The 19279-nt window shown below is 63.5% G+C and carries 16 protein-coding genes; 8 read left to right on the forward strand and 8 right to left on the reverse strand.

Annotation, left to right across the window (positions count from 1 at the left end):
* Positions 1 to 12: 12 nt before the first annotated feature.
* A complete protein-coding gene (locus tag BTM36_RS16210) occupies positions 13 to 2244 on the reverse strand; it encodes an FUSC family membrane protein (protein ID WP_077237084.1) in 2232 nt (743 codons plus the stop codon).
* A 400-nt stretch (positions 2245 to 2644) separates the two neighbouring features.
* Here BTM36_RS16210 and aceA point away from each other — a divergent pair, with 400 nt between their 5' ends.
* Positions 2645 to 3949: an isocitrate lyase gene (gene aceA / locus BTM36_RS16215; RefSeq protein ID WP_077237085.1), complete on the forward strand. Its 1305-nt coding sequence runs from the start codon at positions 2645 to 2647 to the stop codon at positions 3947 to 3949.
* Positions 3950 to 4099: 150 nt separating this feature from the next.
* On the opposite strand, the gene BTM36_RS16220 is transcribed toward aceA, so the two are convergent.
* Genes BTM36_RS16220 through modA form a run of 3 tightly spaced genes read right to left on the reverse strand, consistent with a single transcriptional unit; the run spans position 4100 to position 6269 of the window.
* Positions 4100 to 4768 (reverse strand): sulfate/molybdate ABC transporter ATP-binding protein, encoded by a 669-nt coding sequence (locus BTM36_RS16220; protein WP_077237256.1) that lies wholly within the window; start codon positions 4766 to 4768, stop codon positions 4100 to 4102.
* Positions 4769 to 4807: 39 nt separating this feature from the next.
* On the reverse strand, positions 4808 to 5482 hold the full coding sequence (gene modB, locus BTM36_RS16225) for a molybdate ABC transporter permease subunit (protein WP_006462603.1): 675 nt from the start codon (positions 5480 to 5482) through the stop codon (positions 4808 to 4810).
* Positions 5483 to 5498: 16 nt separating this feature from the next.
* Positions 5499 to 6269: a molybdate ABC transporter substrate-binding protein gene (gene modA / locus BTM36_RS16230; RefSeq protein ID WP_077237086.1), complete on the reverse strand. Its 771-nt coding sequence runs from the start codon at positions 6267 to 6269 to the stop codon at positions 5499 to 5501.
* 128 nt (positions 6270 to 6397) lie between these two features.
* Between modA and BTM36_RS16235 the strand changes: the two genes are divergently transcribed.
* The 4 genes from BTM36_RS16235 (at position 6398) to BTM36_RS16250 (ending at position 11179) form a co-directional block, all read left to right on the forward strand.
* Positions 6398 to 6805 carry a winged helix-turn-helix domain-containing protein gene (locus tag BTM36_RS16235; protein WP_077237087.1) on the forward strand — a complete coding sequence of 136 codons (408 nt, stop codon included), beginning with the start codon at positions 6398 to 6400 and terminating at the stop codon, positions 6803 to 6805.
* Positions 6798 to 8534: a ClcB-like voltage-gated chloride channel protein gene (locus tag BTM36_RS16240; RefSeq protein ID WP_006462600.1), complete on the forward strand. Its 1737-nt coding sequence runs from the start codon at positions 6798 to 6800 to the stop codon at positions 8532 to 8534. The genes BTM36_RS16235 and BTM36_RS16240 overlap by 8 nt, the downstream gene beginning before the upstream one ends.
* A gap of 245 nt (positions 8535 to 8779) precedes the next feature.
* Positions 8780 to 9667: a 23S rRNA (adenine(2030)-N(6))-methyltransferase RlmJ gene (locus tag BTM36_RS16245; RefSeq protein ID WP_006462599.1), complete on the forward strand. Its 888-nt coding sequence runs from the start codon at positions 8780 to 8782 to the stop codon at positions 9665 to 9667.
* A 147-nt stretch (positions 9668 to 9814) separates the two neighbouring features.
* Entirely contained in the window at positions 9815 to 11179 is a 1365-nt protein-coding gene (locus BTM36_RS16250; protein ID WP_006462598.1) for an EAL and HDOD domain-containing protein, read from the forward strand.
* 106 nt (positions 11180 to 11285) lie between these two features.
* Here the strand turns inward: BTM36_RS16250 and BTM36_RS16255 are convergent, their stop codons facing one another.
* Complete coding sequence (locus BTM36_RS16255; RefSeq protein ID WP_077237088.1) at positions 11286 to 11915, reverse strand: hypothetical protein; 630 nt, start codon at positions 11913 to 11915, stop codon at positions 11286 to 11288.
* A gap of 7 nt (positions 11916 to 11922) precedes the next feature.
* Positions 11923 to 12810 (reverse strand): methylglyoxal synthase, encoded by an 888-nt coding sequence (locus BTM36_RS16260; RefSeq protein ID WP_077237089.1) that lies wholly within the window; start codon positions 12808 to 12810, stop codon positions 11923 to 11925.
* Between the two features lie 221 nt (positions 12811 to 13031).
* On the opposite strand from BTM36_RS16260, the gene greB reads away from it, so the two are divergent.
* Entirely contained in the window at positions 13032 to 13595 is a 564-nt protein-coding gene (gene greB / locus BTM36_RS16265; protein ID WP_006462595.1) for a transcription elongation factor GreB, read from the forward strand.
* Between the two features lie 123 nt (positions 13596 to 13718).
* Positions 13719 to 15059: a DUF3422 family protein gene (locus tag BTM36_RS16270; RefSeq protein ID WP_077237090.1), complete on the forward strand. Its 1341-nt coding sequence runs from the start codon at positions 13719 to 13721 to the stop codon at positions 15057 to 15059.
* Positions 15060 to 15149: 90 nt separating this feature from the next.
* On the opposite strand, the gene BTM36_RS16275 is transcribed toward BTM36_RS16270, so the two are convergent.
* Positions 15150 to 15758, reverse strand: coding sequence for an FMN-dependent NADH-azoreductase (locus BTM36_RS16275; RefSeq protein WP_077237091.1), 609 nt, complete (start codon positions 15756 to 15758; stop codon positions 15150 to 15152).
* A gap of 171 nt (positions 15759 to 15929) precedes the next feature.
* Between BTM36_RS16275 and BTM36_RS16280 the strand changes: the two genes are divergently transcribed.
* Positions 15930 to 16901 carry a LysR family transcriptional regulator gene (locus BTM36_RS16280; RefSeq protein WP_077237092.1) on the forward strand — a complete coding sequence of 324 codons (972 nt, stop codon included), beginning with the start codon at positions 15930 to 15932 and terminating at the stop codon, positions 16899 to 16901.
* A gap of 91 nt (positions 16902 to 16992) precedes the next feature.
* Here BTM36_RS16280 and BTM36_RS16285 read toward each other — a convergent pair whose 3' ends face one another.
* Positions 16993 to 19257, reverse strand: a complete 2265-nt coding sequence (locus tag BTM36_RS16285; RefSeq protein ID WP_006462591.1) for a bifunctional (p)ppGpp synthetase/guanosine-3',5'-bis(diphosphate) 3'-pyrophosphohydrolase — start codon at positions 19255 to 19257, stop codon at positions 16993 to 16995.
* Positions 19258 to 19279 lie beyond the last annotated feature (22 nt).

Raw genomic sequence — 19279 nt, forward strand, 5'->3', positions numbered from 1 at the left:
ACGTTCAGGGCGTCAGTCCGGTACCTTGCGCAATTCCTTGTCGATGGCCGCCGTCTGCGCCACGATTTCCTTGAGGTCCTGATTGAGCTGGTGACTGCGGCGACGCAGGTTGGCCCAGCCCGACCAGGCGCTGGCCTCGGCCGGAATGGGTGCCGGCGTGACCGGTCCGATCAGCTCGATCTTGCCCGACAGGGCCTTGTCTTCCGGTGCTTCCGGCGAGACCACTACGGCGCCGCCGCGCTTTTTCGGCTTGGGCGCCAGCAGGCGCTGCGCTTCGGCCAGGTGTTCGCTGGCTTCCAGGTAGGTGTCTTCGATGAGCTTGCTGATGGCGGCCTGCGGCAGGTTTTCCTGCTGGCGCCGTAGCATCAGGCGCAGCGCTGCGATATGCGCCGCCACCAGGTAGTTCTGCACGATGAAGCGGTTCAGTTCGCGTACCGCCCGTTGCTTGGTGGCCGGCTCGTCCATCATGCGCACCAGCGCCGAGATCAGCGCCGCCAGGCTGTCCATGAAGCCCTTGCGACAGACCCGATAGAAGAAATCGTCCTGCACCTTCCCTTCGAGCATGTCGCGGCTGGCGGTCAGGTAGCGCTGGCTGGCCTTGAGCACGTTGCGCAGCAGCTTGGGCAGGTCGCGGTATTCCCAGGCCGGCAGCACATAGGAGAACACGGTGGCGATGAGCACGCCGATGATGGTGTCGATCAGGCGTTCGCCGATCACGCCCTGGTGGCCGGCCGGCACCAGCAGATTCAGCAGCATCAGGATCTGTACCGAGGCGGCGATGGCGGTATAGCGATACTTGATGTAGGTGAAGGCCGGTGCCGCCACGCTGGCCGCGAACAGCACCGCCAGCTGGCCCAGCGGATTGTGCACGAAGCGCAGGATCAGCATGGTGATCAGGCAGCCGATGACGGTGCCGATCAGGCGGTCTGCCATGCGCTGCTTGGTGGCACTGAAGTTGGGTTTGAGGATGATGACGATGGTTAGCACGATCCAGTAGCCGTGCGCCATGTAGGGCAGGTGGCTGGCGATCCAAAGGCCCGTGGTCACGGCCAGTGCGACCCGGATGGCGAAGCGGAAGATCGGTGACTGCCAGCGCAGGTTCACCAGCAGCATGTTGAACTTGAACTTCTGCTGGGTCAGGAAGGGGGTCATGTCCGAGCCCGGCAGGATGGGCAGCGGGTCCACCGGATTGCGGGTGGCCTGGTGCACCTGGCTGATCAGTTCGATGATGTCGCGGATCTTGTTGTAGGTCACGCGCAGGATGGTCAGGGCTTCTTCGGAGGCCTGCCGGGGGCCGGGCAGGGCCAGCTCCTGCATCTCGAACTGCACCGCACGCAGTTCGGCCTTGTAGTTCACGCTCGGCTCGGAGGCCTTCTTGCGGGTGACCGCGTAGGCGATCGATTCGATGTCCTGGGCGGCCTTGGTGGCCAGATCGCGCAGGAAGACCATGACATCGCTGTCGCCGAAGTGCTGGCGCAGGAAGGCGTAGTCGGCGTGGGTGGAGAGCACCTGCTCGTAGAGCTCCAGCATGGACAGGTGTACCTGCACCAGCAGGCCATCCTGCTTGGTGTACAGGTCGCGCAGGATCAGGTCACGCGAAGCCTGCTGCTTGTCGGCCACCACGATCTGCTGGCGCACCAGCTTGTTGAACTGGCCCGCCAGGTCATGCTTGACGTCGTAGAAGTCGGCCTTGATGCGCAGGTAGCGTGCCAGTTCGAACAGCGCCTCGGCCAGCACCTGCTGCTTGATGCGGCGGCGCAGGAACCATGACACCGTCATCGAATAGGCCAGGTAGCCCAGCCCGCCACCCAGGAACAGCACGGCATGCAGGAAGGCGTCCGAGATCGGCACCTGGTTTTCCATCGACAGGGTCATCACCATGAGCGCGGCGAACTGCAGCGGCATGGTCTTCTTGCCATAGACCACCATCATGCTGGCGAAGAAGCTGACCACCACCATCATTGCGCTGACCAGCCAGGGCACCGGGGCGCACAGGCTGATGACCAGCATCACCACCGTACAGAGCAGCACGCCGGCCAGCATTTCGTTGAACTTGTGGCGCAGCGGGCTGGGCAGGTCCATCAGGCTGGTACACAGCGCACCCAGGAAGACCGTCATGGTGGTGGGCATGTCGGCCACGTTGAACACCAGCAGGGTCAGGCCGACCACCCCGATCGCGATCCGCACACCTGTATAGAAATAATGACTGAAGAGGAAGGTGCGAATGTCCAGGGCGTAGTGCATGTAGACAGGGCGGCGTGATATCGCCGTTTCATGAGTTAGGTGCTTATTCTCTGCCTTCTTGTTTGTTTAAACAACCAGAGAGGACAGGTGCGGGTGATGTGGATATGAACGATGAGGACGCAAGAGGTTTCACATTGCCCCGTTTTTACGATACGAAATCTTCATTTCGCAATATGAAAAGTGCGGGTGCGCTGCATCAAATGGCCTTTTCATTGGCCGGATTTTCGTTCCGCATCGCAAAATCGTGATCGTAAGCCATTGAATTTATTGGTATAAAAATTTTACAGATATCTTATATAAGACATTGTTGCTCTGCTCCCGCAGGCCTACTATGAAGTCATGGAATTCGCGATTTCATCCAGTTTCTAGCCACTTCATCATTGACCAAAAGGAGATCCACATGAGCACACGTGAACAGCAAATCCAGGCCCTGGAACGCGACTGGGCAGAGAACCCGCGCTGGAAGGGCATCAAGCGCAACTACAGTGCCGCCGATGTGGTCCGCCTGCGTGGTTCGCTGCAGATCGAGCACACCCTGGCCAAGCGCGGTGCCGAGAAGCTGTGGAACCTGGTGCACAACGAGCCCTTCGTCAACGCCCTGGGCGCACTGACCGGCAACCAGGCCATGCAGCAGGTCAAGGCCGGCCTGAAGGCGATCTACCTGTCCGGCTGGCAGGTGGCCGGCGACGCCAACCTGGCCGGTGAAATGTATCCCGACCAGTCGCTGTATCCGGCCAACTCGGTGCCGATGGTGGTCAAGCGCATCAACAATACCTTCGCCCGCGCCGACCAGATCCAGTGGTCCGAAGGCCGTGACGACATCGACTTCTTCGCGCCCATCGTGGCCGATGCGGAAGCCGGTTTCGGCGGCGTGTTGAATGCCTTCGAACTGATGAAGTCGATGATCGAGGCCGGTGCGGCCGGCGTGCACTTCGAAGACCAGCTGGCTTCGGTGAAGAAGTGTGGTCACATGGGCGGCAAGGTGCTGGTGCCGACCCGCGAAGCCTGCGAAAAGCTCAATGCAGCACGCCTGGCGGCTGACGTGATGGGCACCAAGACCCTGGTGATCGCCCGTACCGATGCCGAAGCGGCCGACCTCTTGACCTCCGACGTGGATGCCAACGACAAGGCCTTCCTCTCCGGCGAGCGCACTGTCGAAGGCTTCTTCAAGACCCACCCGGGCATCGATCAGGCGATCTCGCGTGGCCTGGCCTATGCGGAATATGCCGACATGGTCTGGTGCGAAACCGGCAAGCCCGACCTGGCCTTCGCCAAGACCTTCGCCGAAGCCATTCACGCCAAGTTCCCGGGCAAGCTGCTGGCCTACAACTGCTCGCCGTCCTTCAACTGGAAGAAGAACCTGGACGACGCCACCATCGCCAAGTTCCAGCGCGAGCTGGGCGCCATGGGCTACAAGTTCCAGTTCATCACGCTGGCTGGTTTCCATGCGCTGAACTACTCGATGTTCAACCTGGCCCACGGCTATGCCCGCAACCAGATGTCGGCCTTCGTGGAGCTGCAGGAAGCCGAATTCGCCGCCGCCTCCAAGGGCTTCACTGCGGTCAAGCACCAGCGCGAAGTCGGCACCGGTTACTTTGACGCGGTGACCCAGGCGATCCAGCAAGGCCAGTCGTCCACCACTGCGCTGCATGGTTCGACCGAAGATGAACAATTCTTCGATGACAAGGCCAAGAAGGCGGCCTGAGCCGGGTGTGCAATGGTTTGAGTGTGAATGTGTGATGTAGCGCCGGCCCGCATCCTTGCGCGGGCTGGCGGGGTGATCCCCGAACTTGCGACCGTACCTCAAAAGGGTGCGGTTTTTTTTCGTCTGTAGTCTGGGCTGTTCCGGGAGGCGTCAAGCCGCCCGCAAGCGGCCGTCGCGTAGCTCGAAGACCGTCTGGCCCAGGGCCTCGACATCGGCCGGGTCGTGGGTGATCAGCAGCATCGGCACCTGCAGGCGGGTCTGCAGGTCGGCCAGTTCCTGGCGCATGCGCTGGCGCAGGGACAGGTCCAGGGCCGAGAAGGGCTCGTCCAGCAACAGCATGTCGGGCTCGGCCACCAGGGCGCGCGCCAGGGCCACCCGCTGGCGCTGGCCGCCGGAGATCTGCGCCGGATGGCTGTGGGCGATGGCTTCCAGCTCGAAGGCCTGCAACCACTTCATCACGGCCGGGTGCTGGGCCGGGCGGCGTGTGTTGAAGCTGCCCCGGGTCAGGCCGAAGGCGATGTTCTGCGCCACCGTCAGGTGCGGGAAGAGGGCGTAGTCCTGGAACAGGTAGGCCACGTTGCGCTCCTGCACGCGCAGGTCGATACCTTGCGCGGCGTCGAACAGCACCCGGCCATGCACGCGGATATGGCCGCTGTCGGGACGCATTAGGCCGGCGATGGCCTTGAGGGTGAGGCTCTTGCCCGAGCCGGAGGGACCGTAGAGCACGATGCGCTGGCTGTCGGAAGCCAGGGCGATATCGAGCTCGAAGACACGATCAGCGGCACGTAGTTGTTTCTGGATCTGGAGGTCGATGCTCACGGCTGGCAGGGGCAAGTAAAAGGGATCAACCGCGACAGTCTAGCGAATCTGCAGCTGCGAGCGGTCCGGTACCAGTCGTCCGGCCAGCATCAGCAGCACCACGCAAGTGATCGAGGTAATCACCACCAGCAAGGTGGCCGCGCCGTCGTCGCCGGCCTGTACCGCCTCATAGATGGCCACCGACAGGGTCTGCGTGCGGCCCGGCAGGTTGCCCGCCACCATCAGGGTGGCGCCGAATTCACCGAGGGCGCGGGCAAATGCCAGCAGCACGCCAGCGGTGATGCCGCGCGTAGCCAGCGGCAGGCTGACGCGAAAGAACACGCCGGCCTCGGAGACGCCCAGCACGCGGGCCGCGTTTTCCAGTTGATGGTCCACGCTCTCGAAGGCGGCCCGGGCTGCTTTCAATACCAGCGGGAAGGCCACCACGGTGGAGGCCAGTACCGCGCCTTGCCAGGTGAAGACCAGTTGGATGCCCAGGCTCTCCAGCCAGGCGCCGAAGGTGCCACGGCGGCCGAACAAGACCAGCAGGTAATAGCCCAATACGGTAGGCGGCAGCACCAGGGGCAGGGTCAGGACCGAATCGATGAAGTCACGCAGCGGCGAGCGCCAGCGCGACAGCCCATAGGCGGCGGCCACGCCCAGGACCAGATTGAGCAGGGTTGCCAGTCCCGCGACCTTTAGCGATAGCAGCAACGGTGTCCAGACCGGATGCATCAGGCGACCTTGGGGTTCAGGGCTTCAGGAAGCCGTAGCGCGCCAGGACGGCCTGCCCGTTCGGCGAGAGCACGTAGGCCACGAACTGCGCGGCCAGTTCCTGTTGCCGGCTGCCGGAGGTGATGGCGATGGGATAGGTGGCCGGCGTGTTTGAGGGAATGCGGATGGCGACCTTGACCTTGTCCGGCATCACCGCGGCATCGGTGGCGAAGACGAAGCCGGCATCGACTTCGCCACGGGCCACGTAATCCAGGCTGGTACGCACGTTCTCGGCCATCACCCCCTTGGCCTGCACCTGCGACCACAGGCCGGCCTGTTCCAGCGCACCCTTGGTGTAGCGGCCGAAGGGCACCGATGCCGGGTTGCCGAGGGCGATGCGCTGATAGTCCGGACGGGTCAGGTCGGCCAGCGTGGCCGGCTGGTGCCGGGCGTCCTGCGGCACGATGACCACGATCTGGTTGGCGGCGAAGTTCTTGCGGGTGGCCGGGTTGACGGCCTTTTCCGCCACCGCCTTGTCCATGGCGGTCTGGTCGGCGGAGGCAAATACGTCAGCCGGAGCGCCGCGCACAATCTGTTGCATCAGCACGTCCGAGGCACCGAAGTTGCTGATGACCTTCACACCAGGATGCTGTTGTTCGAAGGACTGAGCCAGCTCCTTGAAGGCATTGGTCAGGCTGGCGGCTGCGGACACCACGAGATCGGTGGCCTGGGCGGCGCCGGCGGAGAACACCAGCGTGGCGGCGAAGGCGGCACCGATGGCGGCCTTGAGACGGGTTTTCTTCAGCATCGGCAATCCTGGAAACGAGAACAAGGGAGCAGGGCGGGTGAGTGGCGAAATATACGTAAGGATATAACGAACGTCAACCGCCCGCTCTGCATTGGCCGCACGTACAAGGCCCTTGTACAATCACGCGCATGAATGATGCCAAGACCTTGAGAGTGCGCGTGATGCAGGGCCAGACCATTGCCTTCGGGCCGGGCAAGGCCGATCTGCTGCAGGCGATCGCACAGACCGGATCGATCTCCGGCGCGGCCCGGGAGATGGACATGTCCTATCGGCGTGCCTGGCTGCTGGTGGAGGAAATGAATCGCTGCTTCGCCAGCCCGCTGGTGGCCACTGCGACCGGCGGCGCCCGTGGTGGCGGTGCGGCGGTGACCGAGCTGGGGCAGGAGGTGCTGGCACGCTACCGTCGCATGCAGAAGAAGGCGGCGGCCAGCATTGCGGGCGAATTGCGCCAATTGCAGGCGTTGATGCGGCCGGCCGACGAGCAGGCGGCGCAAGGGCAGGAGCAAGAGCGGGGACAGGACAGCGACCATGCATGAACTCTGGATCAAGTACCGGCTGCGGGTACTGAATGCCTGTCGTGTGTCCGAAAGTCATTCCATGCTGTTGTGGGGCGCGCTGGCCGGTTTTGTCGGCGCCCTGGCCACCATCGCCTTTCGCGAATGCATCGCGCTGCTGCAGATCTGGCTGACCGGACATGACGGGAGCTTCGTCGACATCGCCAAGGGCTTGCCCTGGCATGTGCGCATCCTGCTGCCGACCTGTGGCGGCGTGATTGCCGGCCTGTTCCTGGTCTGGGCCAAGCGCACCCCGGCTGGCAATGGCGGCGACTACATGGAGGCGGTGGCCATCGGTGATGGCGCCATTCCGGTGCGCAATACGCTCTTGCGCAGCATCTCCTCGCTGGCGTCGATTGCTTCCGGCGGCTCCATCGGCCGCGAAGGTCCGATGGTGCAGTTGTCGGCGCTGTGCGCGTCGCTGGTGGGCAAGTTCTCGCACTTTCCTTCTTCCCGCTTGCGCCTGCTGGTGGCCTGCGGGGCGGCGGCCGGCATCACCTCGGCCTACAACGCACCCATCGCCGGGGCCTTCTTCATCACCGAGATCGTGCTCGGTTCGCTGGTCATGGAGAGCTTCGGCCCGGTGGTAGTGGCCTCCGTGGTGGCCAACATCACCATGCGCGAATTGCCGGGTTACCGGGCGGCCTACGAAATGCCGTACTTCCCCGAGATCGGCGGCTGGGAAGTGCTGCTGTTCCTGGTGCTGGGCGTACTGGCCGGCATCCTGGCACCGCAGTTCCTGCGCGTGCTGGAGCTGGGTAAGCAGGGCTTCGGCAAGTTCCGCCTGCCGCTGCCGGTGCGGCTGGGCGTGGGCGGACTCTTGGTCGGACTGATCTCCATCGAGGTGCCCGAGGTCTGGGGCAATGGCTACAGCCTGGTCAATTCGTTGCTGCATACGACCTGGCTGTGGCAGGCGGTGTTGACGGTGCTGGTGATCAAGGTCCTGGCCACGGCCATTACAGTCGGCTCGGGGGCGGTCGGGGGGATCTTCACGCCCACGCTCTTCGTGGGGGCGGCGGTCGGCTACCTGTTCGGCGATACGGCCCAGGCTTTGCTGCCGTTCCACATGTCGCAACCGTTCGCCTATGCCATGGTGGGCATGGGCGCTTTCCTGGCGGCGGCGTCCTATGCGCCGTTGATGGCGATCCTGATGATCTTCGAGATGACCTTGAGCTACCAGGTGGTGCTGCCGCTGATGCTGTCCTGCGTGGTTGCCTATGTGGTGGCGCGCAGCACCGACGGGCGCTCGATGTACGAGATCACCCTGAAACGCCATCGCGACAACGAAGAACGCCTGCGTCTGCGCGGCACTCACATGCGTGCCCTGATCCGGCCGGCCGAGACCGTGCTGCAGGAACAGGCCAGCCTGGAAGAGATCAGCGCCCTGTTCCTGAAATACCCGGTGAAGTATGTCTACATCGTGGACGACCAGCAGCGTTACCTTGGGGTGGTGGCGTTGCAGGACATCACTTCCTGGCTGCTGGACAAGAAGGAAGCTGCAGGCCGGGTAGCTCGCGATTTCTTGCGGCCGCATTTTCTGCACGAGGTGACGCCCGACATGTCCCTGGGCGAGGCCTTGCAACTGTTCCTTGACCATCAGGGTGAGCGCCTGCCGGTGATCGCCAGCGCCGAAGACCCGCGCCTGCTGGGGGTGGTGTTCAAGACCTCCTTGCTGGATGCGTATTTCCGGCTGGACCGGGCCGGTAACTAGAGGCGTCGCGCGCACTGCCGGGTGCCGGACTCGCATCCCGGGCCGGCGCCGCGGCCAGCGGCCGGGCCGCATCACCCGGCGCTGCGGGCATGTCTTCTTTGTAACAATGCCGGATTAGTCCGACAACTGCTCACGTATCCTTGATAAAATGCATGAGTTTTTCCTCTTTTCGGTGGCCCACCCAGTGACCCACGTCGGTCCGTGCCGCCACCCGCTATCAACCCCATCCAAGAAGTGAATTTTCCATGCTGAGTTATCGCCACGCTTTTCACGCCGGCAACCACGCCGATGTCCTGAAGCACATGGTGATCATCCAGTTGATGCGCTATCTCGGGCAGAAAGAAACTGCCTACATGGTCATCGACACCCATGCCGGCGCGGGCGTCTACGCGCTGGATGGAGATTACGCCAGCAAGAACGCCGAATATGAAACCGGCATCGCCAAGCTGTGGGACCGCAAGGACCTGCCAGCGGCGGTGCAGGAATACGTCGATGTGGTCAAGTCGCTCAATCCGAGCGGCAAGATGCGCTATTACCCCGGTTCTCCCTATTGCGCCGAGAAGATCATGCGCGAGCAGGACCGCTTGCGTCTGTTCGAATTGCATCCCAGCGAAGTGAAGGTGCTGACGGATAATTTCCGCAAGCTGGAGGCGCATGCCGCCGCCCAGGGCCAGCGTCCGGCAGCGCGCGGCAAGCGCGTGATGGTGCATCGGGGCGATGGCTTCGACGCCCTGAAGGCGCTGTTGCCGCCGCCCTCGCGTCGTGCCCTGGTGTTGATCGACCCGCCCTACGAAGACAAGCGTGACTACAGCCACGTGGCCCAGGTGCTCACGGATGCGCTCACGCGTTTTCCGGGGGGCACCTATGCCGTGTGGTATCCGGTCCTGCATCGTAATGAATCGCGTCAGTTGCCCGAGCGCTTGAAGCGCCTGGGTGCCAAGAGCTGGCTCAATGTCACGCTGGCCATCCACGGCCCGGCACCGGATGGCTTTGGCCTGCATAACAGCGGCATGTTCATCCTCAATCCGCCGTGGACGCTGGAAGCCACGCTGAAGGAAGTCATGCCCTACCTGATCGAGGTGCTGGGCGTGGATGACAGCGCGGAATATGTCCTGGAGTCGGGAGAACTCTGATGACGGGGGCTCCTGGCGTTGTGAATATTTGTGATTTTGTCGTCGTGGGTGGTCTCGCTGTCGCCGATATCGTGAGAAATCGGCTTACAATAGTGAGATTGCCACACGTCAAGAATTGCAACGCGAGGGATTAGTAAAAGAACAACCATGTCAGACCAGTCCGCCGACCCATCCGCCTTGCCCCCGCACGCGCAACACCCTCATCACGCCCTGGATTTCTTCCTGGCCCGCCAGCCCATCCTGAGCCGCGAGCAGGACCTGATCGGCTACGAACTGCTGTTTCGCAGTGCGGCCTTTGGTCCGGCCAACGTCAAGGATGACGTGACGGCGACGGCGGCGGTGATTGCCCACGCTTCCGAGCTGGGCTTGTCCAATGTGATCGGTAACCTGCATGGCTTCATCAATGTCGATGCGGCCGTGCTGATGAGCGACTTCATCTATTTCCTGCCCTCCGACAAGGTGGTACTGGAAATCCTGGAGACGGTACGTGTGACACCGGAACTGGTGGCGCGCGTGCGCGAGCTGACCAAGGCCGGTTATGTGTTCGCGCTGGATGACGTGGTGGCCGAGTCGGAAGAGATCGAAGAACTGCTGCCGCTGGTGAAGATCATCAAGATCGACGTGATGGAAGTCGATCCCAGCAAGCTGCTCAAGCTGTCGGTGCACTTCAAGCGCGCCCAGAAGGAGCTGCTGGCCGAGAAGGTCGAGACCCTGCAGCAGTTCAATGACTGCATGACCTTTGGCTTCGATTACTTCCAGGGCTATTACTTCGCCAAGCCGATGATCCTCCAGGGCAAGAAGCTGGAGGCCTCGAAGATGATCATCATGCACCTGCTCACGCTGCTGGTGCGCAATGTCGACAATGCCGAGATCGTGCGCTTCATCAAGCGTGACGTGGCCCTGAGCCTGACCCTGCTGAGGCTGGTCAATACCCCGGTGTACGGCTTCCAGAAGTTCATCGATTCGCTGGGCCAGGCCCTGATCGTGCTGGGGCGCCGGCAGTTGAAGCGCTGGCTGCAGATCCTGCTCTTCGCCAATACCGAGAAGGACCGCGCCCACGCCATGTCGCCGCTGATGATCCTGGCGGCCACGCGCGGCAAGATGCTGGAGCTCATTACGGTGAAGATTCGCCCGGGGCGCCGCAAGATGTCGGAGATGGCGTTCACGGTGGGCATCATGTCGCTGGTCGATGCACTGTTCGGGATGAGCATGGAAACGGTGCTGCGCCAGATCACCGTCAGTACCGAGATCCGGGAGGCGCTGCTGCGTCGCAGCGGCTTCTACGGCCTGGCCTTGCGTCTGGTGGAGTGCACCGAGCAACGGGCGCCGGACCAGGCCGAGATGCAGCATCTGCTGGATGAACTGCAGCTGTCGGCCGATGATTTCTTCGCCGCTGAAAAGCATGCCTTCGAGTGGGGCAACAGTATTTCCAACAACAACATTGGCCAGCATGCCACGATGCAGATGTCGCCGCCGCCAGACGGCTACATCGATGACGATGATGACGACTGATGCTGCCCGGCCCGGGTGGCGATGAATCTGCAAACAAGGCTGCTATGGCGGCCTTGTTTCATTTGCGCTCGACTTTTTGCAGCGTTCTCTGCAAGGATTTTCAACACTAGCGGCTGCGCATGCGGGCCACCAGCTTGCGCAGCAGGCGCATCAGGCGCGCCAGCGGGGAGCGTGGCGAGCGGGCCATGCGCGCCCGCACAAACGACTTCACATCTGCCACACGTTGCCTGCACAACTGTACAAGGCGCTTTGCCTGTTGCCAGCCTGCAGTGGCCTGCAGTTGCGCGGTCAGCCTGGCCTTCACCGCGAGCAACTGATCGTGGTAGCGCTGGAACCAGGCCAGTGACAGCAGGCTGCGGCGCGTCAGGGCGTAGATGCGCGCGACCAGCGCGGTCCCCAATACCTTGGCCGCGAGCACGATGGCCAGGCCCAGCGTCGGATGCCCGTGCGTGATCGAGAGCAGCGCCAGCAGCTTGACCGGCAGCAGCAGCAGGGTAGGTGCCAGGAAGATCAGCAGCGCCACATAGGGCGGGCGCCGTTCCACCCAGTGCTGCAGCCGCACCAGCCAGGGCCAGTCGGGAATGCGCGCCAGCAGCGCCTGGGTGGCGTCCCATAGCCATTCTTCCAGCATCAGCAGCAGGGCCGCGGTATAGATCAGCGGCGCCAGCAGCCGGCGGCGCCAGCGCCCCGGGCGCTGCGGAGGCACGGAGTGGGGCGGCGGTGGGGATGCGGTCATGCGGACTTCAAAGTGCGCGCGCCTTGATCAGGGACAGCCAGCGGTCGCCCCATTTGACATCGCTCATGCAAGAGGCATAGCCGGTCACGGTGCGGGCGGCCCGTTCCAGCAACTGGATGTCGGCTTCGTGCTGGCGCGCCACATGCGGATCTTCCAGGAACAGCACGCGACGGCACTGACGCTCCAGGATCAGTTCGGCAATCTGCGCGTCGCCGCCCAGCGGGCCGGACAGGAAGGGGCGCACCCAGTTGCGGCCGGCGTCTCCCTTGATCTTCATGGCCAGCTGGTTGAGCAGGCCGCCGGTGGTGCCGGTGGCGCAGCGGAAGGCGAAGCGGTCCAGCACCTCGAAATGCTTCTCGGCCAGTTCCAGCATGCGCGACTTCATGGCGTCGTGGGCGATCAGGGCGATGCCTTCCTGCTCCAGGTGGAAGCGGTCATCCAGGAAGCTGTCCGGCGCGGCGCCATTGGCGATGGCTTCCAGTTCGAACCATTCCTGGGCGCCAGCCAGCGTCGACAGGAAGGGCTTGCCATGGATGACGCACTGGCGTTTCAGGGCCACCGCCTCAGGGAAGGTGGAGGAGGGATCGACCGGATCGACCAGATAGATCACGGCGTCCAGCGTGCGCTCGGGGTCGGGATCGACCGTGCGCGAGACCAGCTTCATCAGGCCACCTTGCCGACCGTAGGGGAAGCGCACCAGATGCGGGTAGCCGGGCAGCAGGTTCATCTGGGCGATGGCGTCGAGCGTGCGGCCGACCACGATCAGTTCGGGTTGCAGGCTTTCGATGCGATGGCCTGAACCGGTGAGCAACTGCACCAGGGCAGAATCGGCAGCGTCCTGATGGGCGCGGTTGGCGATGAGACCGATACGATAGCGAGGGGCGATGGAGGACATGAGGTCGCGGGAGCAGTGGAGTGGTAAGCCTGTGACCAGGCGGGAAGGCAGATTATCGCCGAGTGCGGGCCAAAGGGCGAGCCTTGCCGTTGCCGGGCAGGGTCTTGCGCCGGGCACACGGCCCGCACACTGATGCAAGGATTAATCGCCCCAACTGTACCGTTGCGAGCGCACGCATGCGGCTACAATAAGGACGAACCTGCATACCCATCCATTCGCACATGAACAAGGCATTTGTAAAAGAATCCGACGGCGCCGACGACGATGACGAGATCGCCTTGCCGGCCATCCCCGCTGGGGCCAAGAACTACATGACACCCCAGGGCCATCAGCGCATCAAGGATGAGCTGCTGCACCTGATCGACGAAGAGCGGCCGGAGGTGGTGCGTGTAGTCTCCTGGGCCGCCTCCAATGGCGACCGCTCCGAGAACGGCGACTATCTCTACGGCAAGAAGCGCCTGCGCGAGATCGACCGGCGTATCCGCTTCCTCACCAAGCGGCTGGACAATGCCGAGGTGGTCGATCCCTCGGTCCATCACGGCAGCGACCAGATCTTCTTCGGGGCCACGGTGCATTACGAAAACCAGCGCGGCGAAGAACATACGGTGACCATCGTCGGCATCGACGAGCTCGATCCGCTCAAGGGGCGCATCAGCTGGATTTCGCCCGTGGCGCGGGCGCTGACCAAGGCGCGCGAAGGGGATGAGGTGGTGCTGCAGACCCCTTCGGGCGTGGAGCAGCTGACCATCCTCGACGTCACGTATCCGCCGCCGCAGCCGCAGTAGGCGCGCAGGCTCACCACCCGTTTTCGCCGCGGCCGGGCCTGACTTGCAGGCCGGCCGGCAGTTAGTCGGTCGCCATCAGGCGCGACCGGCGCACAGCATTGCAATCATCCACGAGAAAGTCCCATGTCCATCGTTTTTGCCAGCCTGAACCACCCGCAGCGCGTCGTCCTGGCTGCCGAGGTGCATTCGCGCCCCTTCCTGCAGCTGACGCGTTCGGAAACGCTCACCCACCTGGCCGTCTATGTGCGCGAAGAAGGCAATGGCGGTCGCCATGCCAGTGCCCAGCATGCGCTGCTGGACGACCTGTGCGCCCATTTCGGCGTGGTCGCTCCGGGTGGCGAGGCCAAGCACTTCTATCACGACTTCGGCCGCTTCCGGCTGAAGTGGGAGTGCCACACCGAGTTCGCCACCTATACCTTCGCCCAGGCCCATGAGGAGCCGCTCTCCACCGACCAGGCCTTTGCCCGCGCGCCGCTGGCGCACATCCCCCAGCAGTGGCAGCTCTCGCTCAAGGGCAAGCTGATGGTGGCTGCGCATGTGGTGGTGGAGCCCGGCGACGATGACCCGGCTGCGACCGCACGCCAGATGCAGCGCATCTTCGAGGGCAAGCTGATGAGTTCCAGCAAGGTCTTGCAGGGCGGGGAAATCTGGACCGATTTCCAGATCCAGTCGGATGGATTTTCGCGTTTCGTGGTGCGCGACATTGGCCTGCGCGAGCTGCAAGGCGGGCGCCTGGCCCAGCGCATCCTGGAAATCGAGACCTATCGCATGATGGCCTTGCTGGGCTTGCCGCACGCCCAGCAATCCGGCCCGCTGCTCAACCAGATCGAGGGCGACCTGGCGGCGCTGACCGCCGCCATGGTGCAATCCGAGCAGTCCACCGCCGGCACGCCGGAGGAACAGGCCGAAGATGAGCGCGTGCTGCGCAAGATCACCGGTCTGGCGGCACGCATCGAAAAGCTCTCGCTGGAGAACAGCTACCGCTTCTCGGCCTCGCAGGCCTATTTCCGGCTGGTACAGGCGCGCATCGAGGAATTGCGCGAGCAGCGCATCGAAGGCGTGCCGACCATCGGTGAATTCATGGAGCGCCGGCTGGCGCCGGCCATGGATACCTGCCAGGCCATCGCTCGTCGCCAGGAAGCCCTGGCCGAACGTATCGCCCATACCAACGACCTGTTGCGCACCCGGATCGGCATCGTGCAGGAGCGTCAGAACCGCCAGATCCTGGAATCCATGAATGCCCGCGCCGCCCAGCAACTGAAGCTGCAGCAGGCGGTGGAAGGCCTGTCGGTGGCGGCCATCTCGTATTACGTGATCGGTCTGCTGGGGTATGCCGGCAAGGCGGCCAAGGCGGCGGGCCTGCCCATCAATCCGGATCTGGCCACCGGCCTGGTGGTGCCGGTGGTGGCGGCCTGCGTCTGGCTGGGCTTGCGGCGCATGCACAAGGGGTTGGGCAGCCACTGAGCTGTATAAAGGCAAACGGGGCGCACCGCTGTTGGCGGTGCGCCCCGTTTACATGGGCAGCGCGAGAGCGGGGCAAGCCCGCTGGCGCGATCAGACGGTGGCGTTGATCTTCGCTTCGGCGCCGGCAACGGCTTGCTTGGCGGCCTCTTCACCCATGGAGACGCCTTCGGCGATCACCAGTTCGACATCGGTGATGCCGATGAAGCCCAGGGCGCTCTTGAGGTACTTGCCCTGGAAGTCCAGCGCTTCCATCGGACCTTCGGAATACTTGCCGCCACGGGACAGGATGATGACGGCCTTCTTGCCGGTGACCAGGCCGACCGGGCCGGTTTCGGTGTACTTGAAGGTGCGGCCGGCACGGAAGACGTGGTCGATCCAGGCCTTCAGGGTCGAGGGCGGCGCGAAGTTGTACATCGGCACGCCGATGACGATGGTGTCGGCGGCCAGCAGCTCATCGACCAGGGCGTCGGATTGCTTGATCACGTCGGCTTGCTCGGCGCTGCGGGCATCGGCCGGGGTGAAATAGGCACCCATCATGGATTCGCTCAGGTGCGGCAGGGTGTTGGCGGCCAGGTCGCGATGAACGACCTGGCCGCCGGGATTCTTGGCCTGCCATTGCTGGGCGAAGGAGGCGGTCAGCTGGCGCGAGATGGAACCGCCGGTACGGGCGCTGGAGTCGATATGCAGCAGGGTGCTCATGGTCATTCCTTTACATTGTTCGGTTGGCATCGCCTCGACAGGAAGGCGTTTGCATTGGGATGAACAATACCCAGTTTTCATTTCTTCCAATAGATGCGAGAATCGCATTTCACTGATCCAGTTTTGGAAGTAATGGGATTGAGACGGACATAGAGGAAAAAGGCCATCGCCATGCTAGACCTGAACGACATCTGGCTGTTCGTGCATGTGGTGCGTGCCGGCAGCTTTGCCGCCGCCGGCCGCAAGCTGTCCATGCCACCCAATACCATCAGCCGGCGCCTGCAGACCCTGGAGGCCAACATGGGCGTGCGGCTGCTGCAACGCTCCACGCGCCAGCTCAACATGACTGCGGCGGGTCGGGAATTCTTCGAACGCTGCGCGCCCGGCCTGGAAGACATCGAACACGCCAGCGCCAGCCTGACCGAGAGCCAGGGCGAGCCGACGGGTAGCCTGCGGGTGGCGGCGCCGGTGGATTTCTTCGACAATTTTTCGATCGAGTGGATGCATGAGTTCATGCATCTCTATCCCAAGGTGCAGCTGGAGTTCGTGCTCAACGATGGGCGCGCCGACCTGATTGCCGAGGGTATCGACCTGGCCTTCCGCGGCGGGGTATTGCCTGATTCCAGCCTGGTGGCCAGAAAACTGGTGCAAAGCCATCTGGCGCTCATTGCCAGTCCACGTTACCTGGAGCGGCAGGGTACGCCGCAGGCCCTGTCGGACCTGGTCGCCCACGCCTGTCTGGCGACCTCGCAGGCACCCCAGCACACGGTCTGGAAGCTGGAGGGGCCACATGGTCCCGAGAGTGTGCGGGTGGTGCCGCGCCTGTGCGTCAATACCGCCCAGGGCCAGCTGCGGGCTGCGCGGGCCGGCCTGGGGATTGCCTTGCTGCCGACCATGCTGGCGTCCGAAGACCTGCGCAATGGCACACTGGTGAACATCCTGCCGGATTACCAGCGCGACACCATGGGCTTCTATGCGGTCTATGTGCACCGCCGCCAGTTGCCCAGTGCAGTCAGTGCCCTGATCGAGTTCTTTGCCGACAAGCTGGAACGCGGCATCGCCGACAAGGGTGCGCAGGCCTGCCAACGTCATCTGGAAGCAGAGGTGCAGGTCGGCCTGGCGCAGGAGAAGGCGGCCGCCTGACTGGCCCTTGATGTTCACCCTGATGCCCCAAATGAAGAACGCCCGCGATTGCGGGCGTTCTTCATGGCGTCATCTCATGGCATGACCGGCATCAGCCCCGGTCGCGCAGGATACGTGCGACGCTGTCGATCTTGCGGATGCCGCGCATGATGCGCGCCAGGTGGACCCGGTCTTCGACCTGGATGGTGAAGCGCAGGTATTTCATCGAGGCATTGCCACCTTCATCATCCATGGCCACCGAGACGATATTGGCGTCCGATTCGCCGATCTCGGCCGCGATGCGCGCCAGCGTGCCGCGCTCGTTGTGGATCAGGATGGTGATGCGGCAATCGAAGCGGCGGTTCAGATCGTGGCCCCAGACCAGCTCGATCCAGCGTTCCGGTTCCTTCTCGTGCAGGCGCTTGGCGGTCTCGCATTCCTGGGTATGCACGATCAGGGTCTGGTCCGGTCGCAGGTAGCCGGTCAGGCGGTCGCCCGGGATCGGCATGCAACAGGAGGACAACTGCGCCGAGGCGCCTTCGCTGCCGGTGATGACCACCGGGTCGGGCTTGTTGGGCAGCATGTGGCCTTCCGGATCCAACTGCGGCACGCTCACCCCGGTATCCATCATGGTCATGATGTGGCGTGCCACCAGCGGCGCCATGCGGGTGCCGATGCCGATCTCGGCATACAGGTCGTCCATGGTCTTGGCGCTGGATTCGTTGAGCAGGCGCTCGACGATGTGGGATGGCAGCTCCGGGTCAATACCCAGGGTGTGCAGGGCATTACCCAGCAGGCGGCGACCGACCGCTTGCGACTCGACCTTGTTGGCCGTGCGCAGGCGATGGCGGATCGCCGAGCGGGCCTTGCCGGTGCGTACATAGCCCAGCCAGTTAGGGCTGGGGCGCGAGGTCGGCGAGGTGATGATCTCGACGATGTCGCCGTTGTGCAGCTCGGAACGCAGCGGCGCCGGTTCGTGATTGATGATGGCCGAGGTAGTCTGGTCGCCGATATCGGTGTGGATGCTGTAGGCAAAGTCCAGCGCCGTGGCGCCACGGGGCAGGGCGATGATCTTGGACTTGGGCGTGAAGACGTAGACCGAATCGGGGAACAGGTCGACCTTGACGTGCTCCAGGAACTCGGCCGAGTCGCCGGTCTGCTTCTGGATGTCCAGCAGCGATTGCAGCCAGGCATGGGTGCGCTGCTGCAGGTCGGTCAGGCTGCCTTCGTCATCCTTGTACAGCCAGTGCGCGGCCACGCCGGACTCGGCCACGCGGTGCATTTCGGTGGTGCGGATCTGGAACTCGACCGGCGTGCCGTAGGGGCCGATCAGGGTGGTATGCAGCGACTGGTAGCCATTGAGCTTGGGGATGGCGATGTAATCCTTGAACTTGCCCGGCATGGGCTTGAACAGCGAGTGCAGGGTGCCCAACGCCACATAGCAGTTGGCGAAGCTGTCGACCACCACCCGGAAGCCATAGACGTCCAGCACCTGGGAGAACGTCAGGTGCTTGTTGCGCATCTTGCGGTAGATGCCGTAGAGGGTCTTTTCCCGGCCGTCGACCTGGGCCGGGATGCCGGCGGCGATCAGGGTCGAGGTGACCGATTCCATGATCTTGGTGACGACTTCGCGGCGGTTGCCGCGCGCAGCCTTGACGGCCTTGGAGAGCGTGCGGTGGCGCAGCGGGTAGAGGTGCGAGAAGGACAGTTCCTGCAGCTCGCGGTAGATGTTGTTCAGGCCCAGGCGGTGCGCGATGGGCACATAGACTTCCATGGTCTCGCGCGAGATGCGGCGCTTCTTCTCGGGCGGCATGGAGCCCAGCGTGCGCATGTTGTGCAGGCGGTCGGCCAGCTTGACCAGAATCACCCGCACGTCGCGGGCCATCGCCAGCAGCATCTTGCGGAAGTTCTCGGCCTGCGCCTCGACCTGGCTCTGGAATTCGATCTTGTCCAGCTTGGACAAGCCATCCACCAGGGAGGCCACGGAGGCGCCGAAGCGTTCGATCAGCTCTTCCTTCTTGACGCCCTGGTCTTCCATCACATCGTGCAGGAAGGCCGCCATCATGGCCTGGGCGTCCAGTTTCCATTCGGCACAGATCTCGGCCACCGCCAGCGGGTGCGAGATGTAGGGCTCGCCCGACTTGCGCATCTGGCCCAGGTGCATCTCATCGGCGAAGCGATAGGCTTCCTTGACCTTCTTCAGTTCGGAAGGGGTCAGGTACTCTTCGAGCTTGGGAATCAGATGCGCAAAAGTCGCCACGCCGCTGTGGGCAGCGGCGGGGGCGACTTCGTTGGGAGGTGCGGTGCGACCGGAACCGGTGGCACGTTTGGGGCTAGGAGCGGCTGATAAGGTGGAGTCGGTAGTGGTGAGGCTCATACTTGTCCGTTATCAGCTTCAT

The organism is Herbaspirillum sp. VT-16-41 (assembly GCF_001994935.1).
Classification (GTDB): Bacteria; Pseudomonadota; Gammaproteobacteria; order Burkholderiales; family Burkholderiaceae_D; genus Herbaspirillum; species Herbaspirillum frisingense.

What these genes read in the sequence shown, in the direction of transcription:
- BTM36_RS16210 (WP_077237084.1), bottom strand. Translation starts at nt 2,244, where the DNA reads ATGCACTACGCCCTGGACATTCGCACCTTCCTCTTCAGTCATTATTTC.
- aceA (WP_077237085.1), top strand. Translation starts at nt 2,645, where the DNA reads ATGAGCACACGTGAACAGCAAATCCAGGCCCTGGAACGCGACTGGGCA.
- modB (WP_006462603.1), bottom strand. Translation starts at nt 5,482, where the DNA reads ATGCATCCGGTCTGGACACCGTTGCTGCTATCGCTAAAGGTCGCGGGA.
- modA (WP_077237086.1), bottom strand. Translation starts at nt 6,269, where the DNA reads ATGCTGAAGAAAACCCGTCTCAAGGCCGCCATCGGTGCCGCCTTCGCC.
- BTM36_RS16235 (WP_077237087.1), top strand. Translation starts at nt 6,398, where the DNA reads ATGAATGATGCCAAGACCTTGAGAGTGCGCGTGATGCAGGGCCAGACC.
- BTM36_RS16240 (WP_006462600.1), top strand. Translation starts at nt 6,798, where the DNA reads ATGCATGAACTCTGGATCAAGTACCGGCTGCGGGTACTGAATGCCTGT.
- BTM36_RS16245 (WP_006462599.1), top strand. Translation starts at nt 8,780, where the DNA reads ATGCTGAGTTATCGCCACGCTTTTCACGCCGGCAACCACGCCGATGTC.
- BTM36_RS16250 (WP_006462598.1), top strand. Translation starts at nt 9,815, where the DNA reads ATGTCAGACCAGTCCGCCGACCCATCCGCCTTGCCCCCGCACGCGCAA.
- BTM36_RS16255 (WP_077237088.1), bottom strand. Translation starts at nt 11,915, where the DNA reads ATGACCGCATCCCCACCGCCGCCCCACTCCGTGCCTCCGCAGCGCCCG.
- BTM36_RS16260 (WP_077237089.1), bottom strand. Translation starts at nt 12,810, where the DNA reads ATGTCCTCCATCGCCCCTCGCTATCGTATCGGTCTCATCGCCAACCGC.
- greB (WP_006462595.1), top strand. Translation starts at nt 13,032, where the DNA reads ATGAACAAGGCATTTGTAAAAGAATCCGACGGCGCCGACGACGATGAC.
- BTM36_RS16270 (WP_077237090.1), top strand. Translation starts at nt 13,719, where the DNA reads ATGTCCATCGTTTTTGCCAGCCTGAACCACCCGCAGCGCGTCGTCCTG.
- BTM36_RS16275 (WP_077237091.1), bottom strand. Translation starts at nt 15,758, where the DNA reads ATGAGCACCCTGCTGCATATCGACTCCAGCGCCCGTACCGGCGGTTCC.
- BTM36_RS16280 (WP_077237092.1), top strand. Translation starts at nt 15,930, where the DNA reads ATGCTAGACCTGAACGACATCTGGCTGTTCGTGCATGTGGTGCGTGCC.
- BTM36_RS16285 (WP_006462591.1), bottom strand. Translation starts at nt 19,257, where the DNA reads ATGAGCCTCACCACTACCGACTCCACCTTATCAGCCGCTCCTAGCCCC.